We start from the raw sequence: 19,151 nt of genomic DNA, 5'->3' as shown, positions 1-19,151 counted from the left end.
GTCATACCCCCGTCTCCACCGATCCGGCCTCTTCCGCGAACAGCGCCCGAAGTCGCTTCTTGTCGATTTTGCCGACGCTGGTGCGAGGCAGCTGGTCCACCACTTTGAAGCGGTCGAGTCTGGCATAGCGGGTGACCTCGCCGCTCGCGATCGCGCGCTCGACCGGCCCGTTGATGATTTCAAGTGTGAGGGTGGCGCCCGGCTCGGATACGACGACGGCCAGCGGCCTCTCTCCCCACTTTGGATCGGGCACCGCAATGACCGAGGCCTCGGCGACGCCGTCCGCGGTTGCCACGAGTTCTTCGAGCTGGATCGAGTCGACCCACTCCCCGCCTGTTTTGACGACATCCTTCAACCGATCGCGGATCTGGACATTGCCGTGCGGATCGATCGTCGCGATATCCTGCGTGTGCATCCAGCCGCCATGCCAGAGGGCTTCGGAGGCTTTGGGATCGCCTACATAGGAGGAGGTCAGCCACGGCGCCCGCAGGACAAGCTCCCCGCGAGTGCTGCCGTCATGGGCAAGCGGCTTCATTCCTTCATCGACGATCTGTATGTCGACGAGGGGAATGGACGTGCCCGAAATCGTGTAGGTCGACAGCATCTCATCCTCGTCGCTGAACACGGCGGCTGTGCGCCGGGCCGCTTTCAATATTGTCGGGCATGTTTCCGACATTCCGTAGCCGGCCGCCGAAAGCATGCCGCGCCGGCGGGCTTCGCTACATAGTGACTTGGAGAGCGCCGAGCCCCCGGTGGTCATCTTCCATCCGGTCAGATCGGCCCCCGTCTCATCCGCGGCTTTCAGCACCATTTCGAGGACTGTGGGCACACAATGGGAATAGGTGACTTGGTGCTCCTCACGGAGCCGGCAGATCATGGCGGGGTCATAGCGGCCAGGATAGACCTGCTTCACGCCCAGCATCGTGGCGACGTAAGGAACGCCCCACGCATGAACGTGGAACATGGGTGTCAGCGGCATATACACGTCCTCCACGCCGAGGCTCGGCGAGGCCGCCGAGGCGCCGAACGGCCCCGCAACGGCGAGCGTGTGAAGCACGAGCTGTCGGTGGGTGAAGCAGACCCCTTTCGGGTTCCCGGTGGTACCGGTCGTGTAGAATGTGGTCGCGACGGCGTTCTCGTCGAAGTCCGCGAACGGATAGTCAGCGGACGCCGCGGCGGAGAGACGCTCATATTCCCCGGCAGCCCAATCCGGGACCGGATCCTGGCAGCCGTCCATGATCGCGATGACTGATTTGATGGAGGGGAGCGAGGAAAGCAGCGCCTCGGCAAGCGGGAAGAAGTCGCGATGGACGAGAAGTATCTCGGCGTTCGCGTGCCGCAGCGTATAAGCGATCTGCGGCGGGGGTAGCCGCACGTTCACGGTCTGTAGGACGGCGCCCATCATGGGCACCGCGAAATAGGCTTCAAGGTACCGATGACTGTCCCAGTCCATGACGGCGACTGTCATGCCCTGCTCGGTCCCCAGTCCTTCCAGCAGCGATGCCAACCGCCCCACGCGATCGATAAATTCGCGGTAGGTGAAGGCTGCCTGATCCCGATAGACGATTTGCTGGTTGCCCGCCTTCGTCAGAACACCGGCTAGCAGATGACGGATAGTAAGCGGGGCATGATAGACCTCGGGGGCCGGCTCGGCAAAGCGCAGGGGCATGGCGATGTTCCCAATGATTATGGCGGTCAGGCCCCGGCGTCGCCGAAGAGCGAGCCCCCCTGGGCCGCGCATTGGGCAAGAAGGGGCGACAGGGAGAAGCCTGGGCCGAGCCGGTCACGATAGCGGTTCAAGGTGTCGACCACCTTTTCAAGCCCCACTTGTTCCGCCCAGAACATCGGGCCGCCAGTGTGCCGAGGCCAGCCATAGCCATTGAGCCAGACGACATCGATGTCCGAGGCGCGCTGCGCGATCCCTTCCTCTAGGATCTTCGCACCTTCGTTGACGATCGCGTACAATGTCCGCGCCACGATCTCCTCATCCGTGATTTCTCGCGGCGCAATGCCTGCCTCGGTGCGGAACTGCTCGACGATCGCCTGTGCGGCGGCCGACGCGGAAGGCCTTCGCTTTTCATCATAGTCGTAGAAGCCGCCGCCGGTCTTCTGACCCCATCGGCCAGCGGCGTTGAGCGCATCGCGCACGCTTTCGATCCGCGTAGGATCGCGATGCCAGCCGATATCCACGCCTGCCAGATCGATCATCTGGAGCGGCCCCATCGGCATACCCAGCGCGACGGACACCTGATCGACCTGATCGGGGGTCGCGCCCTCGACCAGCATCTCGATCGCGCCGTCGAGGCGCGGCGTCAGCATGCGATTGCCGATGAAGCCGTAGCAGACCCCTGAGACTACCGGTGCCTTCCCGATCCTGCGGGCAAGATCCATTCCGGTCGCCAGCACTTCGGGAGCCGTCTCGGCACCGCGCACCACTTCGACTAGCTTCATGATGTTGGCGGGGGAGAAGAAATGGAGGCCCAGCACATCCTGCGGCCGCTTTGTCGCGGTCGCGATCTCGTCGACGGAGAGATAGGAGGTGTTTGACGCCAGCATGGCGCCGGGTTTGGCGGTGCCGTCCAGCCGCGCGAAGATATCCTTCTTCACATCCATATTCTCATACACGGCCTCGATAACGAGGTCGCAATCGGCAAGCGCGTCGAAGGCGAGCGATGGCGTCAGGAGACTCATCGCCTTTTCGACCTGATCGGCTGTGAGGCGCCCCTTGGCGGCCGTGGCCTCATAATTTTTGCGGATCGTGCTCACGCCGCGGTCCAAGGCTTCCTGCGCCATCTCGACGATTGTCACCGGAATGCCGGCGGACAGAAAGTTCATGGAGATGCCGCCGCCCATGGTACCAGCGCCGATCACGCCGACCTTGTCGATCGAGCGCATCGCAATATCCTTGGGCATACCGTCGATCTTGGCGGCAGCGCGCTCGGCGAAGAAGACATGGCGCAGAGCCTTGGATTGGGTGCCCGCAACCAGCTCGGCGAACAGCGCTCGCTCCTTCTCCAACCCTTGTCCGATCGGAAGCTCGCTCGCGGCCCTGACGGCCTTGATGCACGCGCTGGGCGCGTCGAGCCCAGCAATCTTGCGGGCATTCTGAGCCGCGAAGGCCTCGAAGATCGCCGGATCCGCCGAAACGCTGACATCACCCGTGCGGCGCGGCGCATCGAGCGCACGCGCGAAGCTGATAGCCTCCGCCAACAGCGTGCCCTCCTCCGCTAGACGGTCGACGAGGCCGATATCGGCGGCCCTCTTTCCGGAGATAGGACTACCTGAGACGATCATGTCTAGCGCTGCCTCGACGCCTATCACGCGCGGCAGCCGCTGGGTGCCGCCGGCTCCCGGAAGAAGGCCCAACGTCACCTCGGGCAAGCCAAGCTTCGTGTTGGCGGTAGCGATCCGGTAGTGACAGCCGAGCGCCACCTCAAGGCCCCCGCCGAGCGCAATGCCATGTATCGCGGCGACAACCGGCTTTGCGCTCGCCTCGATCGCATCCACCAGTTCTGGCAAGCCAGGCTCGGCTGTGGTCTTGCCAAACTCGGTGATGTCCGCGCCTCCCGAAAGCAGCTTGCCTGCGCCGCGGATCACGATCGCTTTCACAGCGGTATCGGTTTGCGCATCGGCTATCGCCGCCCACAGCCCCTGCCGCACCCGCGCGCCAAGCGCATTCACGGGCGGATTATCAATGACGACCTCCAGAACGTCGTCGTGCAACTGCGTTTTGATCATAAGTTCGTCGACCCCGTGGTGAATGCATTTGCCGCCATGAGCGGTTGGAGCGGATCCGGAATGATCGCGTTACGGCCCGTCGGCGCTGCACCTTCAGCGCGCTTGCTACGATCGGAATCGCGCACGGTTAGAGCGTGCCCTTGATGGTCGATCCGCCATCGACCACGATAGCTTGCCCGGTCACATAGGCGCCGGCCTTTGATGCCAGGAAGACCGCGGTTCCCGCTATCTCTTCTGGTTCACCGATACGTCCGAGCGGGGTTGCCCGTCGCAGTGCTGCCTCTGCCTCTGGATTCTCCCAGAGAGCACGCGCGAAATCTGTGCGGATGACCCCGGGCGCAATCGCGTTGATGCGGACATTATGCGGGCCGAATTCAGTCGCAAGGTTGCGCACCAGCTGGAAATCCGCCGCCTTCGAGACATTATAGGCACCAATGACGTCGGACCCGATCAGGCCGCCTATCGAGGAAACGACGATGATGGCCCCTTCGCGCCGCTCGATCATCGCTGGTGCGACCATCGTGATAAGCCAATGATTGGCGAGAACATTATTGTCGAAAATCTTGCGGAACTGCTCGTCGGTGATCCCCGCCATCGGACCGTAATAAGGATTGGAGGCTGCATTGCAGACCAAAAGGTCGATAGTCCCAAGCCTCTGCCGGGTCTGGGCGACCAACGCCTCGAGAGCCGTCTTGTCCGAAATGCTTGCAGCGATCGCGATCGCGCGCTCCTCGCCATGGCGAGCATTGATGGTTTCAGCGACGAGGTCGCAGGCTGATTGCTTTCGACTGGAAATGACGACGCGCGCGCCAGCCTCGGCATAGGCTTCCGCGATCGCTCGACCTATGCCGCGCGACGAGCCCGTGACGATGGCAACCTTGCCGCTGAGATCGAACATTTCCATCCCTTGTCCTTTCATCTTGGCGATCAAGCCGATCGCTTGTTTCGTGGCTCTCTGACCGCAATGCTGCCCCAAGGCACGGCCTCGCTCTGAGCGACGCGCGTACCGTGGAAAGGTGCGACACTTCTGCAGCGTTGACCGTCGCTTCTTCGCGCACAGCCATCGCTGGGGACGATCTGACGAGGCCCTGATCCTCGTGCCGGGCTCCGGTCGTCCAATTGGATCGCCGACCGGGTGCTTCTACCGGCCCATCCCGCCCTCAACCGGACGTCATGCCACCATCGATCGGAATCTCCGCTCCGGTGACGTGACGCGCTCCGTGCGACACCAGATAAGCTACCATCTCGCCAACTTCTTCGGACGTACAAGCGACGCCGATCGGCACGGCGGTCTTTGCGACTTCGTCGGGCTCGATCGTATCAAGGCCACGCCCATGGCCGGCCTTGGTCGCGTCATCAATATGTTTGCGCAGAGCTGGCGTGTCGACAAATCCAGGATGGACCGAGTTGACGCGCACGCCGTTGCGCAGGCCTGCGCATTCGAGCGCGACCGCTTTGCTCATCATCCGGATCGCGCCTTTGGACGCGCAATAAGCGGTCATGCCGGCCATGCCCTTGAGCCCGGCCATGGACGAGATGTTGACGACGGAACCGCCACCAGACTTTGCGATGATGGGAACGCCATGCTTCATGCCAAGGAAAGTGCCCTCGACATTCACCGCCATGATCCGACGAAAATCCTCAAGCGACATCGAGAAAGTGTCTGTGACCATCGAGGTGCCAGCACAATTGACCAGGATCGTCAGCTTTTCGTCATGGCTGATCGCGGGCGCCAGCGCCTGTTGCCACTCGGCCTCGTCCCGCACATCAAGCTTCGTTGCTTGACCGCGACCGCCGGACTGTTGGATGAGAGCAACGGTCTCCTCGGCGCTGTCTTTATTGAAATCCGTCGCCCATATGAAGGCTCCGCGCGATGCGAGTACGAGCGCAATGCCTCTACCGATGCCACTCCCCGCTCCGGTCACAAACGCCGCCCGTCCTGCTAGTTCCGCCATTCCAAGTCCTCACTCTCGATAATATGTTTGTTCGTTGATCTGGACGACCTTCTCGCTACGTCTGCGACGTCGCGGCCGGTCACCTTGAAGGTCGGGCGATAGGCTGTTGTATAGGCCCTCACGTTCAGTCCGCCGTCATGCCGCCATCGATTGCGATTTCCGCCCCTGTAATGTGGCGCGCGGCATGCGATGCGAGGAAGCAGATCGTGTCCGCGACCTCCTCAGCGGAACAGGCGACGCCGATCGGAACTGCGGTTTTCGCAACCTCATGGGGATCGAGCACGTGCAAGCCGCCCGATGCGTGCCGGGAATGGCCGACTTCCTCCGGACCATGCTTGCTCCAGGCCGGTGTGTCGACGACGCCCGGATGGACCGAATTGACGCGGACCTTATTGCGCAGTCCCGCGCACTCGAGCGCGACGGCCTTGGTCATCATCCGAATGGCGCCCTTGGACCCGCAATAGGCGGTCATGCCCGGCAGGCCCTTGAGGCCGGCCAGAGACGAGATATTGACGACAGCGCCACCTCCAGCCGCTGCAATCCTCGGGATGGCGTGCTTCATCCCAAGGAAGGCGCCTTCGACGTTGATGGACATGATCGTTTGCAGATCAGCCAGCGGCATTTCGAAGGTGTTGGCAATCATGGACTTCCCGGCACAGTTGACGAGAATGGTGAGCGCATCCTCGTGACTGTCGGTGAGCGCCAATCCTTCCTGCCAGGCGTCCTCGAGCCTGACATCAAGGCGGAATGCCTTTCCCCGGCCTCCGGCCTCCTCGATACGCTGGACGGTATGCTCCGCGCCGGCGAGATCGAAATCGGTTACCCAGACAAAGGCACCGCGGGCCGCTAGCGCCAGGCTGGTGGCTCGCCCGATGCCGCTCCCGGCACCTGTCACGAACGCCGCATTGTTTAAGAATTCCGACACATTACCTCCCCGACATCCACCCTCGCGATCCCTTTAACCTGCCAGCGCCCAGCCGGCACCAGGGAACATCGGCTGTAAGCGCAGGCTGCCCCCAAAATCCTGCGGGTTCAGCCTCGCGCCGTTCTGCGTTGCCTCAGTTTGGATTTCTCCGCTCTTCGCTGGATAGACTGTGGAAAAGCAGCCAACCACTCCGTTCCGGTTATGCTGGCCATAAACCTTAGGCTATGCCTGAAAATCGAGCCCGAACTGGGATCCCGTCAGGGACGGCAGTCCGTCCGGCAATCCGCCAAAGCGACCTCTCCTCCCGCGCGCACATAACCGGTCAGCCCCGCATGTGGATGCCGGGCATTCCAATGCGGCCTTGCAAGGCCAGGTTGGCAAGAGCGGTGCACCTGCGGCACTAGCCGACCGCTTCCTTTGCCAGACTCATGACAGAGGTCTGCGAGAACTCCAGCAGGCCTTCCATCCCGAGCTCCTTGCCGACCCCGGATTGCTTGGCGCCGCCGAACGGAACGTTCGGCCGCAAATCGGCATGATGGTTGATCCAGACGGTACCGCTGTCGATCCTTCGGGCGATCGCGGCCGCGCGATCGCTATCCGCACTCCAGACCGAGCCTCCCAGACCGTAGATGGAGTTGTTCACGTGCACGAGAGCATCTTCGACATCATCGAAGCGGATGATGGGGAGGATCGGGGCGAACTGCTCTTCATCAACGAGTTGCGCGCCGTCCTTTATGTCCCTCACGATCGTCGGCCGGATGAAATAGCCGGCCCCCCCTTCCGGCTCCCCGCCGGCGATGATGCGGCCTTCGCGACGAGCTGTTTCGAGGAGTGCCTTGGCTTTTTCGAACTGGGCAGCGTTTTGAACCGGACCCATCTGAGTGCCCTGCTCCAGACCATCGCCCACGATCGCGCTATCGGCCAGCTTGGCGAGTTCATCGCAAAGTGCGTCGTAGATGGCACTGTGAGCATAGACCCGCTTTGCAGCGATACAGACTTGGCCGGCGTTGGTGAAAGCCGAAGCATAGATTTTCGGAGCCACCTTCACGACATCGACATCGTCGAGAACGATGCTGGCGTCGTTGCCACCCAGCTCGAGCGTTACCCGCTTGAGGGTGCTTGCCGCGCTTTCGAGAACCTTCTTCCCTGTCGCGGTGGAGCCGGTGAAGGATATCTTGGCGATATCCGGGTGGGCGGTGAGCAAGGGGCCCAGGTCGTTCAGGTCGGTCAACACATTGAACACGCCAGCGGGAAAGATACCGTGTGCGAATTCGCCCAGCATCAACGAGGTGATCGGCGTCGTCGGGGCGGGCTTGAGAATGAAGCTGTTGCCTAGAAGCAGCGCCGGCGCGAATTTGAACGCCGCCAGCAACAGCGGGAAGTTCCAGGGTGTGATCCCGCAGACCACGCCGAGCGCTTTACGGTGCACCTCGATGCGATAGGTCTCATCGTCCTGAAGGATTTCAACCGGCAGTTCGATAGATGCGAAATAGCGGATCAGGCCTTCCGTGAAGGCGACCTCCACGCCGGCTTCCGGCAATGGCTTGCCCTGTTCGCGCACCAGCATGCGCGCAAACGCGTCGGCATTGGCCTGGATGGCGTCGGCCAGTGCGAGGAGCTTACCGCTACGCTCCGCGATCGACAAATCGGCCCAGGCGGGCTGGGCCGCCTTGGCGGCGGCGACTGCCTGATGGAGTTGACGTGCTGAGCCTCGCGGAACGGTCTGGAACGGAGCGCCCGTCGCGGGATCGATCACCTCCATCGAAGAGTCGCCGTCGACGAGGTCGCCGTCGATAAGAAGTTTGAAATTGTCTGTCATCATGGGTTCCTAAGGAAGGGCGGAGGGCTTCTTCTGGTCAAAATCGCGTAGCTGCGCCCACCATCAATGCGGCGCTGATGAGCATCCCGACCCGAAGGAGGGATGCACTCTCGTGATAGACGGTCGTCGCGACGACGAGGACGAGCAGCTGAAGGGCGACTGTCATCAGCGGTGTGATTATGCTCAGCTCAACCCCGTAGTGCACGAGCCGGGCTGATATGCCGATGCCGAGGAGAAAGGCCGCGATGCAGGCTGCGGTCGGCACGGGCGCCGTGAAGCCGCGTGTCGCCGGAATGAGGGCGAGACCGGTGAATTGGCTCATCATCGACAAGAGAAATCCGCCAATCACCGGAAGAGTCAGCGTCTGCATATTCGTCCTCTCGCTATCGCTTTTGATCCGGCTAGCGCCCTCAATCGCTCACCCAAGGGCGACGAGGGCCTCACCGCTCAGGGCATTGCGTCCATCCTGGGTCGTGGCGGTCACCTCGATCCTGGCCAAGGTCTCCCCAGCCCGCTCGAAACATTCGATCACGGTGCCATGGCAGGTGATGACATCGTGGACCTGCGTCACGGCGACAAAGCGCGCCCCGATCTCGCGCAGCTGCTCGACCCCGCACCACTGCGTGACCATGCGCGACACGATGCCAAACGAGAGCATCCCGTGCGCAAAGACGTCGGGAAGGCCGGCTGCCCTCGCAAAGTCGATATCGATGTGGACGGGATCGGGATCCCTGGATGCTCCGGCATATTGCGCCAGCAAGGATCGGGAGATCGGCCCGAAACTGAGCTCGGGGAGAGCACTGCCGGGCCGTGCATCTTCTGAAGACAGGATCTGCTCCATCAGCCGAACCTGTGCAGGAGCGTTCGCCTGGTGCGGACGAGGACTCCGCGCTCGGCATGGGAAATCGTCGAAAGCAGCACAACAAACTCGAGCATGCCACCCCGCTTTTCGAAGAAGTCCTCGACCAATGTGGTGATTACGACTTCGTCGCCCGCATACATCAAGCCGTCATAGGCAAAGTGCTGCTCACCGTGGAGGAGATGGCGAAAGTCGCAGCCGATGACTTCGGTTAGTGGCCGTTCGCCCGACCGCCGCTGCTCTTCGCTCGCCATCGTCTCGATGACAGCGGCGAACGAAGGTGGCGCGACGATATCCGGATATCCCTGCGCTTGCGCTGCGATGAGGTCGGAAAAAACGGGATCCGTCTCGCCCAGGATCTCGGCGAAGAACCGCATGTGACCACGTTCGAGCTGCAATCTCACGGGTTTGGTGACGAATCCTTTCGTCTCCCGCTTGAAGAGACCGCGCGGTCCAGCTGATGCTGCGTTGTCTCCCATTGCGCTTCGCATCCTCGGTCAGCCCGCTCGCCGCATATCTCGTGCAAATGCGCCGCTTTAGCGCTCGTCACCCAAGCCATGGTCGAGACCAGTCGTCATTATCGTTCGCACTCGTCGGGCCCGCTCAGCCGCCGAGGAGCATGCATCGCTCTATGCACGTCGTCCGCAGACAGCAGCAATGCTGTCCCCGTTATATTTCCGATGCTGAAATCCAATCTAGTCGCGCAGGCCCAGCGTTCGCCGTGCGATCTCGTTACTGCATCACAGGAAATGCCCGCTTCCCCGGGTCGGATTTCATGAGTCTGATATCACCAGACTTTCCCGAAATCGGCTTGGCTGCAAAACATTCCGGCCTAGTCTTACGTCTCACAGTAAGCATCCGACATCGGAGAATTTATGAACGACAAGCCCAGGATCGCGATCATCGGAGCCGGCCTGGGCGGCGTCACAGCTGCCATCCTGTTGCAACAGGCAGGCAATGACATCGCGGTGTACGAGCAAGCACCGGGTCTCGCTCGTATCGGAGCGGGCATCGGCCTGGGGCCCAATGTGTTACGGGTCTTTAACCATATCGATTGCGTCGACCAACTGATGAATATCGGGATCGTCCAAGAATCCAACCTCAATCGCGTCTGGGATACAGGCGAAGTCCTCTGGGACATACGCAAGCAGAATTGGGAGGAGGTCTTCGGCCTCCCCTCGCTCACCATGCATCGCGGCGATCTGCTTTCGGTGCTCGCTCGTAGCCTTCGACCAGGCACGATCAAATTCGACAAGCAATTGCTGGATATCGGCCATCGGCTGGGCGGAACGCAGTTGCTGTTCACCGACCAGCACGAAGTGGAGGCCGATATCGTCATTGGCGCGGACGGCATAAACTCGAAAGTTCGTGAAATCCTGCTGGGTTACGATCCTCCCATCTATACCGGCTTCGTCGCGTTCCGATCGATCTATCCGGCCAACCGGCTGGGCGACTGGCGGCCGATTTCCGATGGCGCAAAATGGTGGTCCGATGACCGTCATCCCGCGCAGGAAGATCGCCATTTCATCCATTACTACCTGACCAAACAGCGCGACGAGATGTACTTCGTCACTGGCTCTCCTTCGCCGGACTGGCCCGGCGGTGTCTCGTCGGTGCCGGCCACGAAGGAAGAGATCAAGACGTGTTACGAAGGCTTCCACCCCGACGTGCAGCGGATCATCGACGCTGCCCCCGCACTTTCGAAATGGCCGCTGCTGGAACGCAATCCCCTGCCGCTGTGGAGCAGGGACAATGTGGTGGTGTTGGGTGACGCCTGTCATCCGATGAAGCCGCATATGGGCCAGGGCGCGGCGATGGCGATCGAGGATGCCGCAGTGCTGTTTCGCTGCATCCAGAGCGCCGACGGCAATTTCGACAGCGCCTTCAAGATGTACCGCGCCACGCGCATCGAGCGCACCACGGAAATCCAGCGCCAGTCGCATGAGAACAAGTGGATGAAGCACCCTGGCGATCCCACCTGGGTGTTCGGCTACGACGCCATGACCGTGCCGCTGATCAGCGAAACCGCGCAAGCCGCGGTCTGAGGAATTTCGTCTGTCGAGCGAACGCCCCAGCATGGCCGCCGAAGCGGCGCAACCCAATGACAGAAGGCCCACTCCCGTCGTGCGCTCTCAGCATGGCTTGAGCCGCCTCGGCGTTTGGCAGTGGCCCTTGCTGCTGGCAGCCACAATCTTGATTGCGTACCTGTTTCATCATTGGAAAGTGATGTCCGCCCTCTTTCTGGGGCCGCTGCTCGCCGGGTTGATATTTTCCTTTTCGCACTCGGACCTCAAAGTCTCGCGCAAGGTGCCGATCGGCTGCCAAGCCGTGATCGGCTGTTTGATGGCGCGTACGATAGATCTCGGCATCGTGCGCTTCGTGGGTGGTCACTGGACCGCTATAGCCGCCGTGATTCTCGCCACCGCCGTCGCTGCCTGCATTGTTTCGTGGGGTCTCGTGCGCTTCACCAGCCTCGATGCCCAGACGGCAGCCTTGGGATCAATGCCGGGGGCGGGGAACGTCATGGTCACCTTGGCGGCGGAGGCTGGAGGCGATCCGCGTATTGTTGCCTTCATGCAATATGTACGATTGATCGTCGTCCTTTTCACTGCCTCGCTCGTGGCCAGCCTGCTCACCGGCTCCGGCTTGCACGTCGCCCACGGCGCCACTCCCGCCAGGCCGCTCCCGCTCCACGACACACCCCTGCTGGACGCCGTCCCGACGGTTGTCCTGGCCATTGTGGGCCTTATGCTTGGGCGGCCGTCGAAAATCCCGGCCGGCCCGCTGCTCGTCACGACCGTGCTGGGCGCGATCATCAACGTCAACGGATGGTTTCCCATCGGCCTGCCTTATTGGACCGTGACCGTCGCTTATGGCGCTGTGGGCTGGTACGTAGGCCTGCAATTTGATCGTTCCATGCTGAGCGTCGCCTTGCGCAACCTGCCGGCGATGATCCTCGCCATGCTGGTGCTGATTTTGCTGTGCGCGATAGCCGGGCTTGGCCTCTCCCTGCTTCTCGACGTGGATCTGGTCACCGGATATCTGGCGACCAGCCCCGGAGCGATCGACTCCATCGCCATCCTCGCGCTCAATGGACAGGCAGACATGTCCGTAGTCATGACGGTGCAAACCCTGCGGTTCTTCGCCGTGATCATGATGGCGCCCTATCTCGTCATGTTGATCTGCCGCATCATACCCAAATCGCCCGACACGGGTGCGAGCGACGCGTCGGACAACAGCCGCCCATCGTGCACCGCGCCATGAGCCGATCAGTCCTTCCGACAGATCAGATTTTCAACGGCGTGCTCCTCGTCGGCTGCCCGATCATCGAACCGCTATGCTTCAGTTCCTGATCCGGCGGGTCATCCAGGTCATGCCGATATTGGTCGGCATTTCGCTGATCACCTTTGCCCTGATCCATATGATGCCGCGCAACATCGTCGACAGCATGGTCCCTCCGGGCTCGCCCCCTTCGCTGCGCGCAGAAATCGCGCAGATTGACGGCCTCGACAAGCCTTTGTGGGAGCAATATCTGCTGTGGCTGCATCAGGTGCTGCACGGTAATTTCGGGGTTTCGCTCGTTAGCGGTCGGCCGATCGGCGATGCGCTTTTCTCCGCCCTGCTGAACAGCTTGCAGATCACCTTCTTCGCTGCCCTTGTTGGCTTTTTGCTCGGTATCCTGTTCGGGGCTCTGGCAGCCGTCAAAAAGGGCCGCTGGCAGGACAGCCTGTTTTCGCTATTCTTCATTGCGGGAATCAGCGTCCCGCCTTTCTGGTTCGCCATTCTGCTGGTTGCGATCTTCGCTTTCGATCTCAACTGGGTGCCGGCTCAGGGCATGGGCCCGGAAGGCTGGCCGCTGCACTGGGAACAATGGCGACATATGATCCTGCCCATCGCTACCCTGTCGCTGATCCCGATGGGCGTAGTCGGTCGCATCGTGAGGGCTGCTACGCTCGAGGCATTGTCGCAGGAGTTCGTGACAGCACTCGTCGCCAAGGGCATGCGCATGGATGTCATCCGCGAACATGTGGTGCGGAACACGGCCCCTCAAGTGCTTGCAGTCATGGGCCTGCAATTCGGTTACCTGATCAGCGGCTCCATCCTGGTCGATCTGGTCTTCAACTGGCCCGGGACGGGCAAGCTCCTCAACCAGGCGATACTGTCGGGCGACATACCCGTGATCCAGGCCGCCGTGCTTCTGCTGTCGGTTATCTTCGTGCTCGTGAACCTGGGCGTCGACACTGCCCAAGCGATCATCGATCCCCGGATGCGGCGATGAGCAAACCCATCGCGCCGCCCGTCCCGCCTGTCAGGCCGGTTCGCGCGCGGCGACCATCCAATCGGGTCGTAAGCCGTCTCAAGCGCGACAAGGGCACAATGACAGCCATGGGCATTTCCGCGCTGATCGTCATGCTGGCGATCGCCGCTCCTTACGTCACCGACGGCCAGCCCTATTCGGGAAACGCGCTCGAGCGCCTGAAGCCGATCGGAACCCATGGTCACTTGCTGGGCACGGACGAGCTTGGCCGGGACATGTGGACTAGGCTCGTCTACGGGGCGCGTCTCTCCCTGATATCCGGCGCAGCGCCGGTGCTGATCGCGCTGGCGATCGGCGGCAGCCTGGGGGTTATCGCGGGCTATGCGGGCGGACGCGTCAACGCGCTGATCATGCGCACCATGGATATATTCTATGCCTTTCCGGCCGTGCTGCTTGCGATCGCGGCATGTGCGGTTTTAGGCCCCGGCCTGCTCAGCACGATCGCAGCGCTCAGCATTGTTTTCACGCCATCCATCGTTCGGATCACCGAGACGGCGACCACCCGCATCCGCGGCATGGATTATATCGAGGCCGCACGATGCAGTGGCGCCACCGATTTCCGGATCATCCTTCATCAGGTTCTGCCCAACGTCCAGGCGCCGGTGCTGGTTTACGCCTCAAGCCTCGCCGGGCTATCGATCATTCTGGCGGCGGGCCTTTCATTCCTGGGCCTCGGCATGTCACCGCCCAATCCCGAATGGGGCCAGATGCTAAATAGCCTACGCCAGTCGATCTACGTCCAGCCATGGGTGGCCGCTCTCCCCGGCCTGATGATCTTCGTGACGTCGGTATGCTTCAATGTGATCAGCGACGGACTGCGCGTCGCCATGGACGTGCAGGATGGCTGACGCCCCCCTGCACGCCGATCCGGCTGCCGCCTCGCGCGATCGCGGCGGTCCACTGCAGCCGTTGCTGATCGTTCGCGGCCTTACCAAGCATTTCCCGATCCGATCCGGTTTGATGGGCCGGCGCACCGGTGTCGTCCAGGCCGTTGACGACCTATCGTTCGATGTCATGAAGGGCGAGGTTCTGGGCGTCGTCGGCGAGAGCGGCTGCGGCAAATCCACCATGGCTCGCCTTCTCATGCAGATACTGAAAGCCGACCGCCACGAACTGATCTTCGATGGCGATCCGCTTGGCCATACCGGCATCACGACGGCCGAACTGCGCCGCCAGATGCAGATGGTTTTCCAGGACAGCCATGCCTCACTGAACCCGCGCATGACGATTGCGGATTGCATCGGCTTTGCGCGTCGAATGCGCGGCGAGCCTCGCAACATGGTTGCGGCAAAGGTCGACGATCTTCTGGAGCGCGTCGGGCTGACACCTGCCCAATATCGCCATCGCTATCCACACGAGCTTTCTGGCGGTCAGCGGCAGCGTGTCAACATCGCCCGTGCGCTCGCGCTCGAGCCTCGCCTGCTGATCCTTGATGAGGCCGTATCGGCACTGGACAAATCGATCGAGGCTCAAATTCTGAACCTTCTGAACAGCCTGAAAGCGGAGCTAAAGCTTACTTATGTTTTCATCAGCCATGATCTCAACGTCGTGGAATATATCTCCGATCGCATGATGGTCATGTATCTGGGACGTATTGTGGAAATCGGCCCTGTCGATCAGGTTTATGGCGACCCAAAACATCCCTACACGCGGGCGTTGCTGGCTTCCAAGCCGAGCCACGATCCCCGCAAGCGCACGCTCGTGCCGCCGATCACAGGCGATCCGCCAAACCCGATCAATCCGCCGTCCGGCTGCCGCTTCCGCACGCGCTGTGAGTTCGCCGAAGGCGTCTGCGGACAGATGGCACCAACCCTGAAACCACTCGATAACGGCGACCATAGCGTCGCCTGCCTCATGCAACAGCCCGGTTCGGGTCACTCGCGAGCGCCCATATGATGACAGCATGTGCCACCCCCACCCCTACACCGGCCGTAAGCGTGCGGGATCTGACCGTGGCCTTCGCGCGTAACGGTGCCACCATCAGCGCCGTGAATGGCGTCTCCTATGATCTCGCCCGCGGTGAGGTGTTGACCATCATAGGCGAAAGCGGCTCGGGAAAATCGGTCATGCTTCGCGCGCTTTTGGGTCTCAACTCCAACTCCGCCCGGCTGGGAGGCTCGATCCGCATCAACGGCGTCGATATGACCCAACTCGATGACGAGACACGATCGGCCATGCGAGGTCGGGACATCTCGATGATTTTCCAGGAACCGTCCACTGCGTTCGATCCCGTCTATACGATCGGCGAGCAGATCATCGAGACAGTGCTACGGCACGAAGATGCGAGCTATGCCGAAGCCCACTCCCGGGCCAAGGAAATGCTCGATCTCGTCTCCATTCCATCGGCGGAGCGGCGGCTGAGAAATTTCCCGCATGAAATGTCCGGCGGTATGCGGCAGCGTGCGATGATCGCGCTGGCGCTCGCCTGCCGCCCCAGCGTCCTGCTTGCCGACGAACCCACCACGGCGCTTGACGCCACCGTCCAGATCCAGATCCTGTTGCTGCTGCGCAAGCTGCAACGGGAGCTCGACATGGCGTTGATCTTCGTCACGCATGACATGGGCGTAGCTGCTGAAATCTCAGACCGAGTGGCGGTGATGTATGCTGGTCGTTTCGTCGAGACGGGATCAGCCGAGGATGTGCTGCTCAACGCGAGCCATCCCTACACGCGCGCCATGTTGAAGGCGACGGTCCACGCAGGCATGCGCGGTCAGACCCTGACCACCATCCAAGGCGCTCCACCCGATTTGCGCGCTCTGCCCCAGGGCTGTTCTTTTTCCCCGCGTTGCCCCGCCGTGCAGACCACATGCCAGATGGCGCAGCCCCCAAGTGTCAGCCTGAGCCAGACGCATATGGCCGCCTGCACCCAGCTGCCGGTCTCAGCCGTCGCCTGCCGGCTTGGATGATCGTTCAAAACCCCGGAACCTTCATCTCTTCAACGACAATCCGGCCGCGCTCCACTATCGGCTGGCCGTCGAGCGACAGACTGCAGTTACGCATCGGCAGATCGATATGACAGTGCGTGTCGTTTTTACCGCCCACCTCCGTATTCGGCCCGAGCGAAAACAATACATTGCCGTAAAAGGCGAGTGCGTTGACGCCGATCTCCGGATATCCGTTCATCGCCGGTGAGAGGGCATTCCGGGTGAGCCCAAGATTGTGCCAGGTGGCCTTTTCGTTCAGGCCCCAGCCGATATGGCTGACGCCGTAAGCGCGTTCATCGTTGAAGCTCTCTATATAGCCTCGGAGCAGGTTAGCATCGAGACCGTCGCCGGCAATATCGGTGACATAGCCCTTCTTGACCGTCAGCGTCACGGGTGACGTGAAATAGCTGGCGAAAACCATCGAGATGTCGCCGGGCGACAGCACGACAGTGCCGTCCACTCCATCGTCATCGCCGCTGGTGAGCAGGAAACCGGACGGCCAGTGATCCCAACGCCCAGGCGTATCGGTATAACCATATTCGGTGAGCACCGGATATTGGTTGAGCTTATAGCTTATGTCCGTGCCGGTGGGCGAGGTGAAGCGCAACTCCCTGGCGTTTGTCAGAAGCTCGCCGGCGAATTCTACCCGCCGGCGCAGGTCTTTCGACGGAGCAAGCGCCTTCAGGACATGCAAAGGCTCCTGCACCATAAGCATACGCGTGCCGCTTGCCAGTATCTCGTTCTGTTCATGGCTGAACAACAGGCTCATGAAATCCATGACGAGATCGGCATTCTTCAGCATCTCGACGACCGGTCGATTGCCCACCATGGCGCTGGATGGACCTTCGCGCGGCGGCAGATTGACGTGAAAAACATCGGCGCCAAGTTCACGTGAGGCAAGCAGCGTGGCTTGGGCATACTCCTGCCGGACCAGCCCTTCGGACAGCGCGGCAACCGTGGTCCCCGGCTTGACTCCGCACAGCTGCAATTCCGTCTTGAACGTCGCCACCAGATCGGAATCCACCATCGTTGGAGCTCCATCAAGATCAATGCACCAGAGCCGCACATCGACGCCGCGGGCCAGCAATCAGCCTAAGCGGAGGCTCCTGATGCTCCAATCACGAGTCTGATTTCGCCAACAATTTGACAAGGAATGGGAATAAATTTTCGACGCTACAGCGAAGATTTCATAAGCTTGATTTCTGGTTGCTTAGCGGCTCGCGTTCATTGACACTCATGCCCCCAACTCGTTTCGTTGGGCGGTCTGCACATCTTGCAGACCGCTGCGTGGCTTGTGCCAAGCGGCGTTCAGGTCGGGAATTGCCATGCAGAAACTCCTCGAACTCACCGCATGCGAAACCATTGCGCGGGTCGCAAAGGGCGACCTGACGGTCGAGACCCTGACGCGAACCTATCTGGACCACATCGCCGTCGTCGAACCCGACATCGAGGCTTGGCAGCACCTCGATCCGGACCACGCCATCATGATGGCAAAGGCGATCGACGCCGCGCCTGATGTAGGTCCGCTGAAAGGCATGCTCGTCGGCGTCAAGGATGTGATCGACACTGTCGATATGCCGACCACTTATGGCTCCAAAGCCTATGTGGGACACCGCCCACGATCTGATGCGGCGGTCGTCGCCCAGTTCAGGAAAGCCGGCGCGCTGCTGCTGGGAAAGACGGTTTCCACGGAATTCGCGGCGGCCGCACCAGGAAAGACCCGGAATCCTTTCGACCTTGCCCGCACGCCCGGCGGCTCATCCAGCGGATCGGCGGCGGCTATCGGCGGCGGCATGGTGCAGGTGGCGCTTGGTACGCAGACTGCGGGCTCCACCATTCGCCCTGCATCCTTTTGCGGAGTCGTCGCCTACAAACCGACTTACGACGTCATCGAGCGTACGGGCACAAAGCCTCTCGCCAATTCCTTCGACACTATCGGCGTGATGGCCAAGGATGTCCGCGATGTCGCCCTCTTCACATCGGTGGTGGGAGGTCGCCCCAGGCTGACAATTCCCGATGCGCTGTCGACTCCGAAAGTGATCCTTTACCGCAGCGAGGCTTGGCCAGTGGCGCAGCCGGAGGCGGAAATCGCTCTGCAGCGCGCCATCGCCGCGCTTTCGACCAAGGGCGTCTGCGTAACCGAAAAGCCGCTGGTGAATGGGTTCGACCGGTTGCTCCAAACCTTCGCCATGGTCATGGAATGGGAGGTGTCACGCGCTCTTTACTACGAATATCGGTTTCTCCCGGACAAGCTCCACCCCAGGTCCATCGAGATGATCGAAGCCTGTCTGCGAACGGCCACGCCCGAGCGCTACGACGACGGTGTCAAGCGCATAGCCTGGGCTCGCGCCAACATCGACCTCCTGTTCGGGGATGCCGACGTACTGATAACACCGCCGTCGCCGGGCGAGGCGCCACTGGGCCTCGAAAAGACCGGTGACGCCAGCTTCAACTGCATGTGGAGCATGTTGCATGCCCCCTGCGTGACCGTGCCCGCCGGCCTCGGCCCCAACAATATGCCGATCGGCGTCCAGGTGATCGGTCGCCCCGGCGAGGATGCCAGAACGCTGTCCGCCGCCGCTTTTCTCGAAGATGCATTGAAGGCCGCATGAG

The 19,151-nt window shown here is 61.5% G+C and carries 17 protein-coding genes; 7 read left to right on the top strand and 10 right to left on the bottom strand.

Features of this window, described 5'->3' with window-relative positions; translation table 11 throughout:
* Position 1: 1 nt before the first annotated feature.
* The 9 genes from GQY20_RS23570 to GQY20_RS23530 form a co-directional block, all read right to left on the bottom strand.
* Positions 2–1,669: a long-chain-fatty-acid--CoA ligase gene (locus GQY20_RS23570; protein ID WP_157219583.1), complete on the bottom strand. Its 1,668-nt coding sequence runs from the start codon at positions 1,667–1,669 to the stop codon at positions 2–4.
* Positions 1,670–1,695: 26 nt separating this feature from the next.
* Positions 1,696–3,738: a 3-hydroxyacyl-CoA dehydrogenase NAD-binding domain-containing protein gene (locus GQY20_RS23565; protein ID WP_157219582.1), complete on the bottom strand. Its 2,043-nt coding sequence runs from the start codon at positions 3,736–3,738 to the stop codon at positions 1,696–1,698.
* Between the two features lie 127 nt (positions 3,739–3,865).
* Entirely contained in the window at positions 3,866–4,642 is a 777-nt protein-coding gene (locus GQY20_RS23560; protein ID WP_157219581.1) for an SDR family NAD(P)-dependent oxidoreductase, read from the bottom strand.
* A gap of 256 nt (positions 4,643–4,898) precedes the next feature.
* Entirely contained in the window at positions 4,899–5,693 is a 795-nt protein-coding gene (locus tag GQY20_RS23555; protein ID WP_157219580.1) for an SDR family NAD(P)-dependent oxidoreductase, read from the bottom strand.
* A 124-nt stretch (positions 5,694–5,817) separates the two neighbouring features.
* A complete protein-coding gene (locus GQY20_RS23550) occupies positions 5,818–6,588 on the bottom strand; it encodes an SDR family NAD(P)-dependent oxidoreductase (protein WP_232476219.1) in 771 nt (256 codons plus the stop codon).
* 430 nt (positions 6,589–7,018) lie between these two features.
* Positions 7,019–8,437: an aldehyde dehydrogenase family protein gene (locus GQY20_RS23545; RefSeq protein WP_157219617.1), complete on the bottom strand. Its 1,419-nt coding sequence runs from the start codon at positions 8,435–8,437 to the stop codon at positions 7,019–7,021.
* Positions 8,438–8,474: 37 nt separating this feature from the next.
* Positions 8,475–8,807, bottom strand: coding sequence for a hypothetical protein (locus GQY20_RS23540; RefSeq protein WP_157219578.1), 333 nt, complete (start codon positions 8,805–8,807; stop codon positions 8,475–8,477).
* A gap of 48 nt (positions 8,808–8,855) precedes the next feature.
* Positions 8,856–9,278, bottom strand: a complete 423-nt coding sequence (locus GQY20_RS23535; protein ID WP_157219577.1) for a MaoC/PaaZ C-terminal domain-containing protein — start codon at positions 9,276–9,278, stop codon at positions 8,856–8,858.
* Positions 9,278–9,775, bottom strand: a complete 498-nt coding sequence (locus tag GQY20_RS23530; RefSeq protein ID WP_157219576.1) for an FAS1-like dehydratase domain-containing protein — start codon at positions 9,773–9,775, stop codon at positions 9,278–9,280. Before GQY20_RS23530 ends, GQY20_RS23535 begins: the two co-directional genes overlap by 1 nt.
* A 396-nt stretch (positions 9,776–10,171) precedes the next feature.
* Between GQY20_RS23530 and GQY20_RS23525 the strand changes: the two genes are divergently transcribed.
* From GQY20_RS23525 to GQY20_RS23500, 6 genes are all read left to right on the top strand, one after another.
* Positions 10,172–11,341 carry an FAD-dependent monooxygenase gene (locus GQY20_RS23525; RefSeq protein WP_157219575.1) on the top strand — a complete coding sequence of 390 codons (1,170 nt, stop codon included), beginning with the start codon at positions 10,172–10,174 and terminating at the stop codon, positions 11,339–11,341.
* 31 nt (positions 11,342–11,372) lie between these two features.
* Positions 11,373–12,560, top strand: a complete 1,188-nt coding sequence (locus tag GQY20_RS23520; protein ID WP_157219574.1) for an AbrB family transcriptional regulator — start codon at positions 11,373–11,375, stop codon at positions 12,558–12,560.
* Between the two features lie 73 nt (positions 12,561–12,633).
* Entirely contained in the window at positions 12,634–13,575 is a 942-nt protein-coding gene (locus tag GQY20_RS23515) for an ABC transporter permease (RefSeq protein ID WP_269769775.1), read from the top strand.
* Complete coding sequence (locus GQY20_RS23510; protein WP_157219572.1) at positions 13,572–14,462, top strand: ABC transporter permease; 891 nt, start codon at positions 13,572–13,574, stop codon at positions 14,460–14,462. The genes GQY20_RS23515 and GQY20_RS23510 overlap by 4 nt, the downstream gene beginning before the upstream one ends.
* Positions 14,455–15,510, top strand: a complete 1,056-nt coding sequence (locus GQY20_RS23505; RefSeq protein WP_157219571.1) for an ABC transporter ATP-binding protein — start codon at positions 14,455–14,457, stop codon at positions 15,508–15,510. The genes GQY20_RS23510 and GQY20_RS23505 overlap by 8 nt, the downstream gene beginning before the upstream one ends.
* A 56-nt stretch (positions 15,511–15,566) precedes the next feature.
* Complete coding sequence (locus GQY20_RS23500; protein WP_198351164.1) at positions 15,567–16,520, top strand: ABC transporter ATP-binding protein; 954 nt, start codon at positions 15,567–15,569, stop codon at positions 16,518–16,520.
* A 4-nt stretch (positions 16,521–16,524) separates the two neighbouring features.
* On the opposite strand, the gene GQY20_RS23495 is transcribed toward GQY20_RS23500, so the two are convergent.
* On the bottom strand, positions 16,525–17,565 hold the full coding sequence (locus tag GQY20_RS23495; protein WP_157219570.1) for a M29 family metallopeptidase: 1,041 nt from the start codon (positions 17,563–17,565) through the stop codon (positions 16,525–16,527).
* A 298-nt stretch (positions 17,566–17,863) separates the two neighbouring features.
* Here GQY20_RS23495 and GQY20_RS23490 point away from each other — a divergent pair, with 298 nt between their 5' ends.
* Complete coding sequence (locus tag GQY20_RS23490) at positions 17,864–19,150, top strand: amidase (protein ID WP_157219569.1); 1,287 nt, start codon at positions 17,864–17,866, stop codon at positions 19,148–19,150.
* Position 19,151 lies beyond the last annotated feature (1 nt).

The organism is Flavisphingomonas formosensis, from assembly GCF_009755815.1.
In the GTDB taxonomy this organism is placed as follows: domain Bacteria; phylum Pseudomonadota; class Alphaproteobacteria; order Sphingomonadales; family Sphingomonadaceae; genus Flavisphingomonas; species Flavisphingomonas formosensis.
The sequence above is the reverse complement of the archived record's forward strand: the minus strand, read 5'-3'. Positions and strand labels throughout refer to the sequence as shown.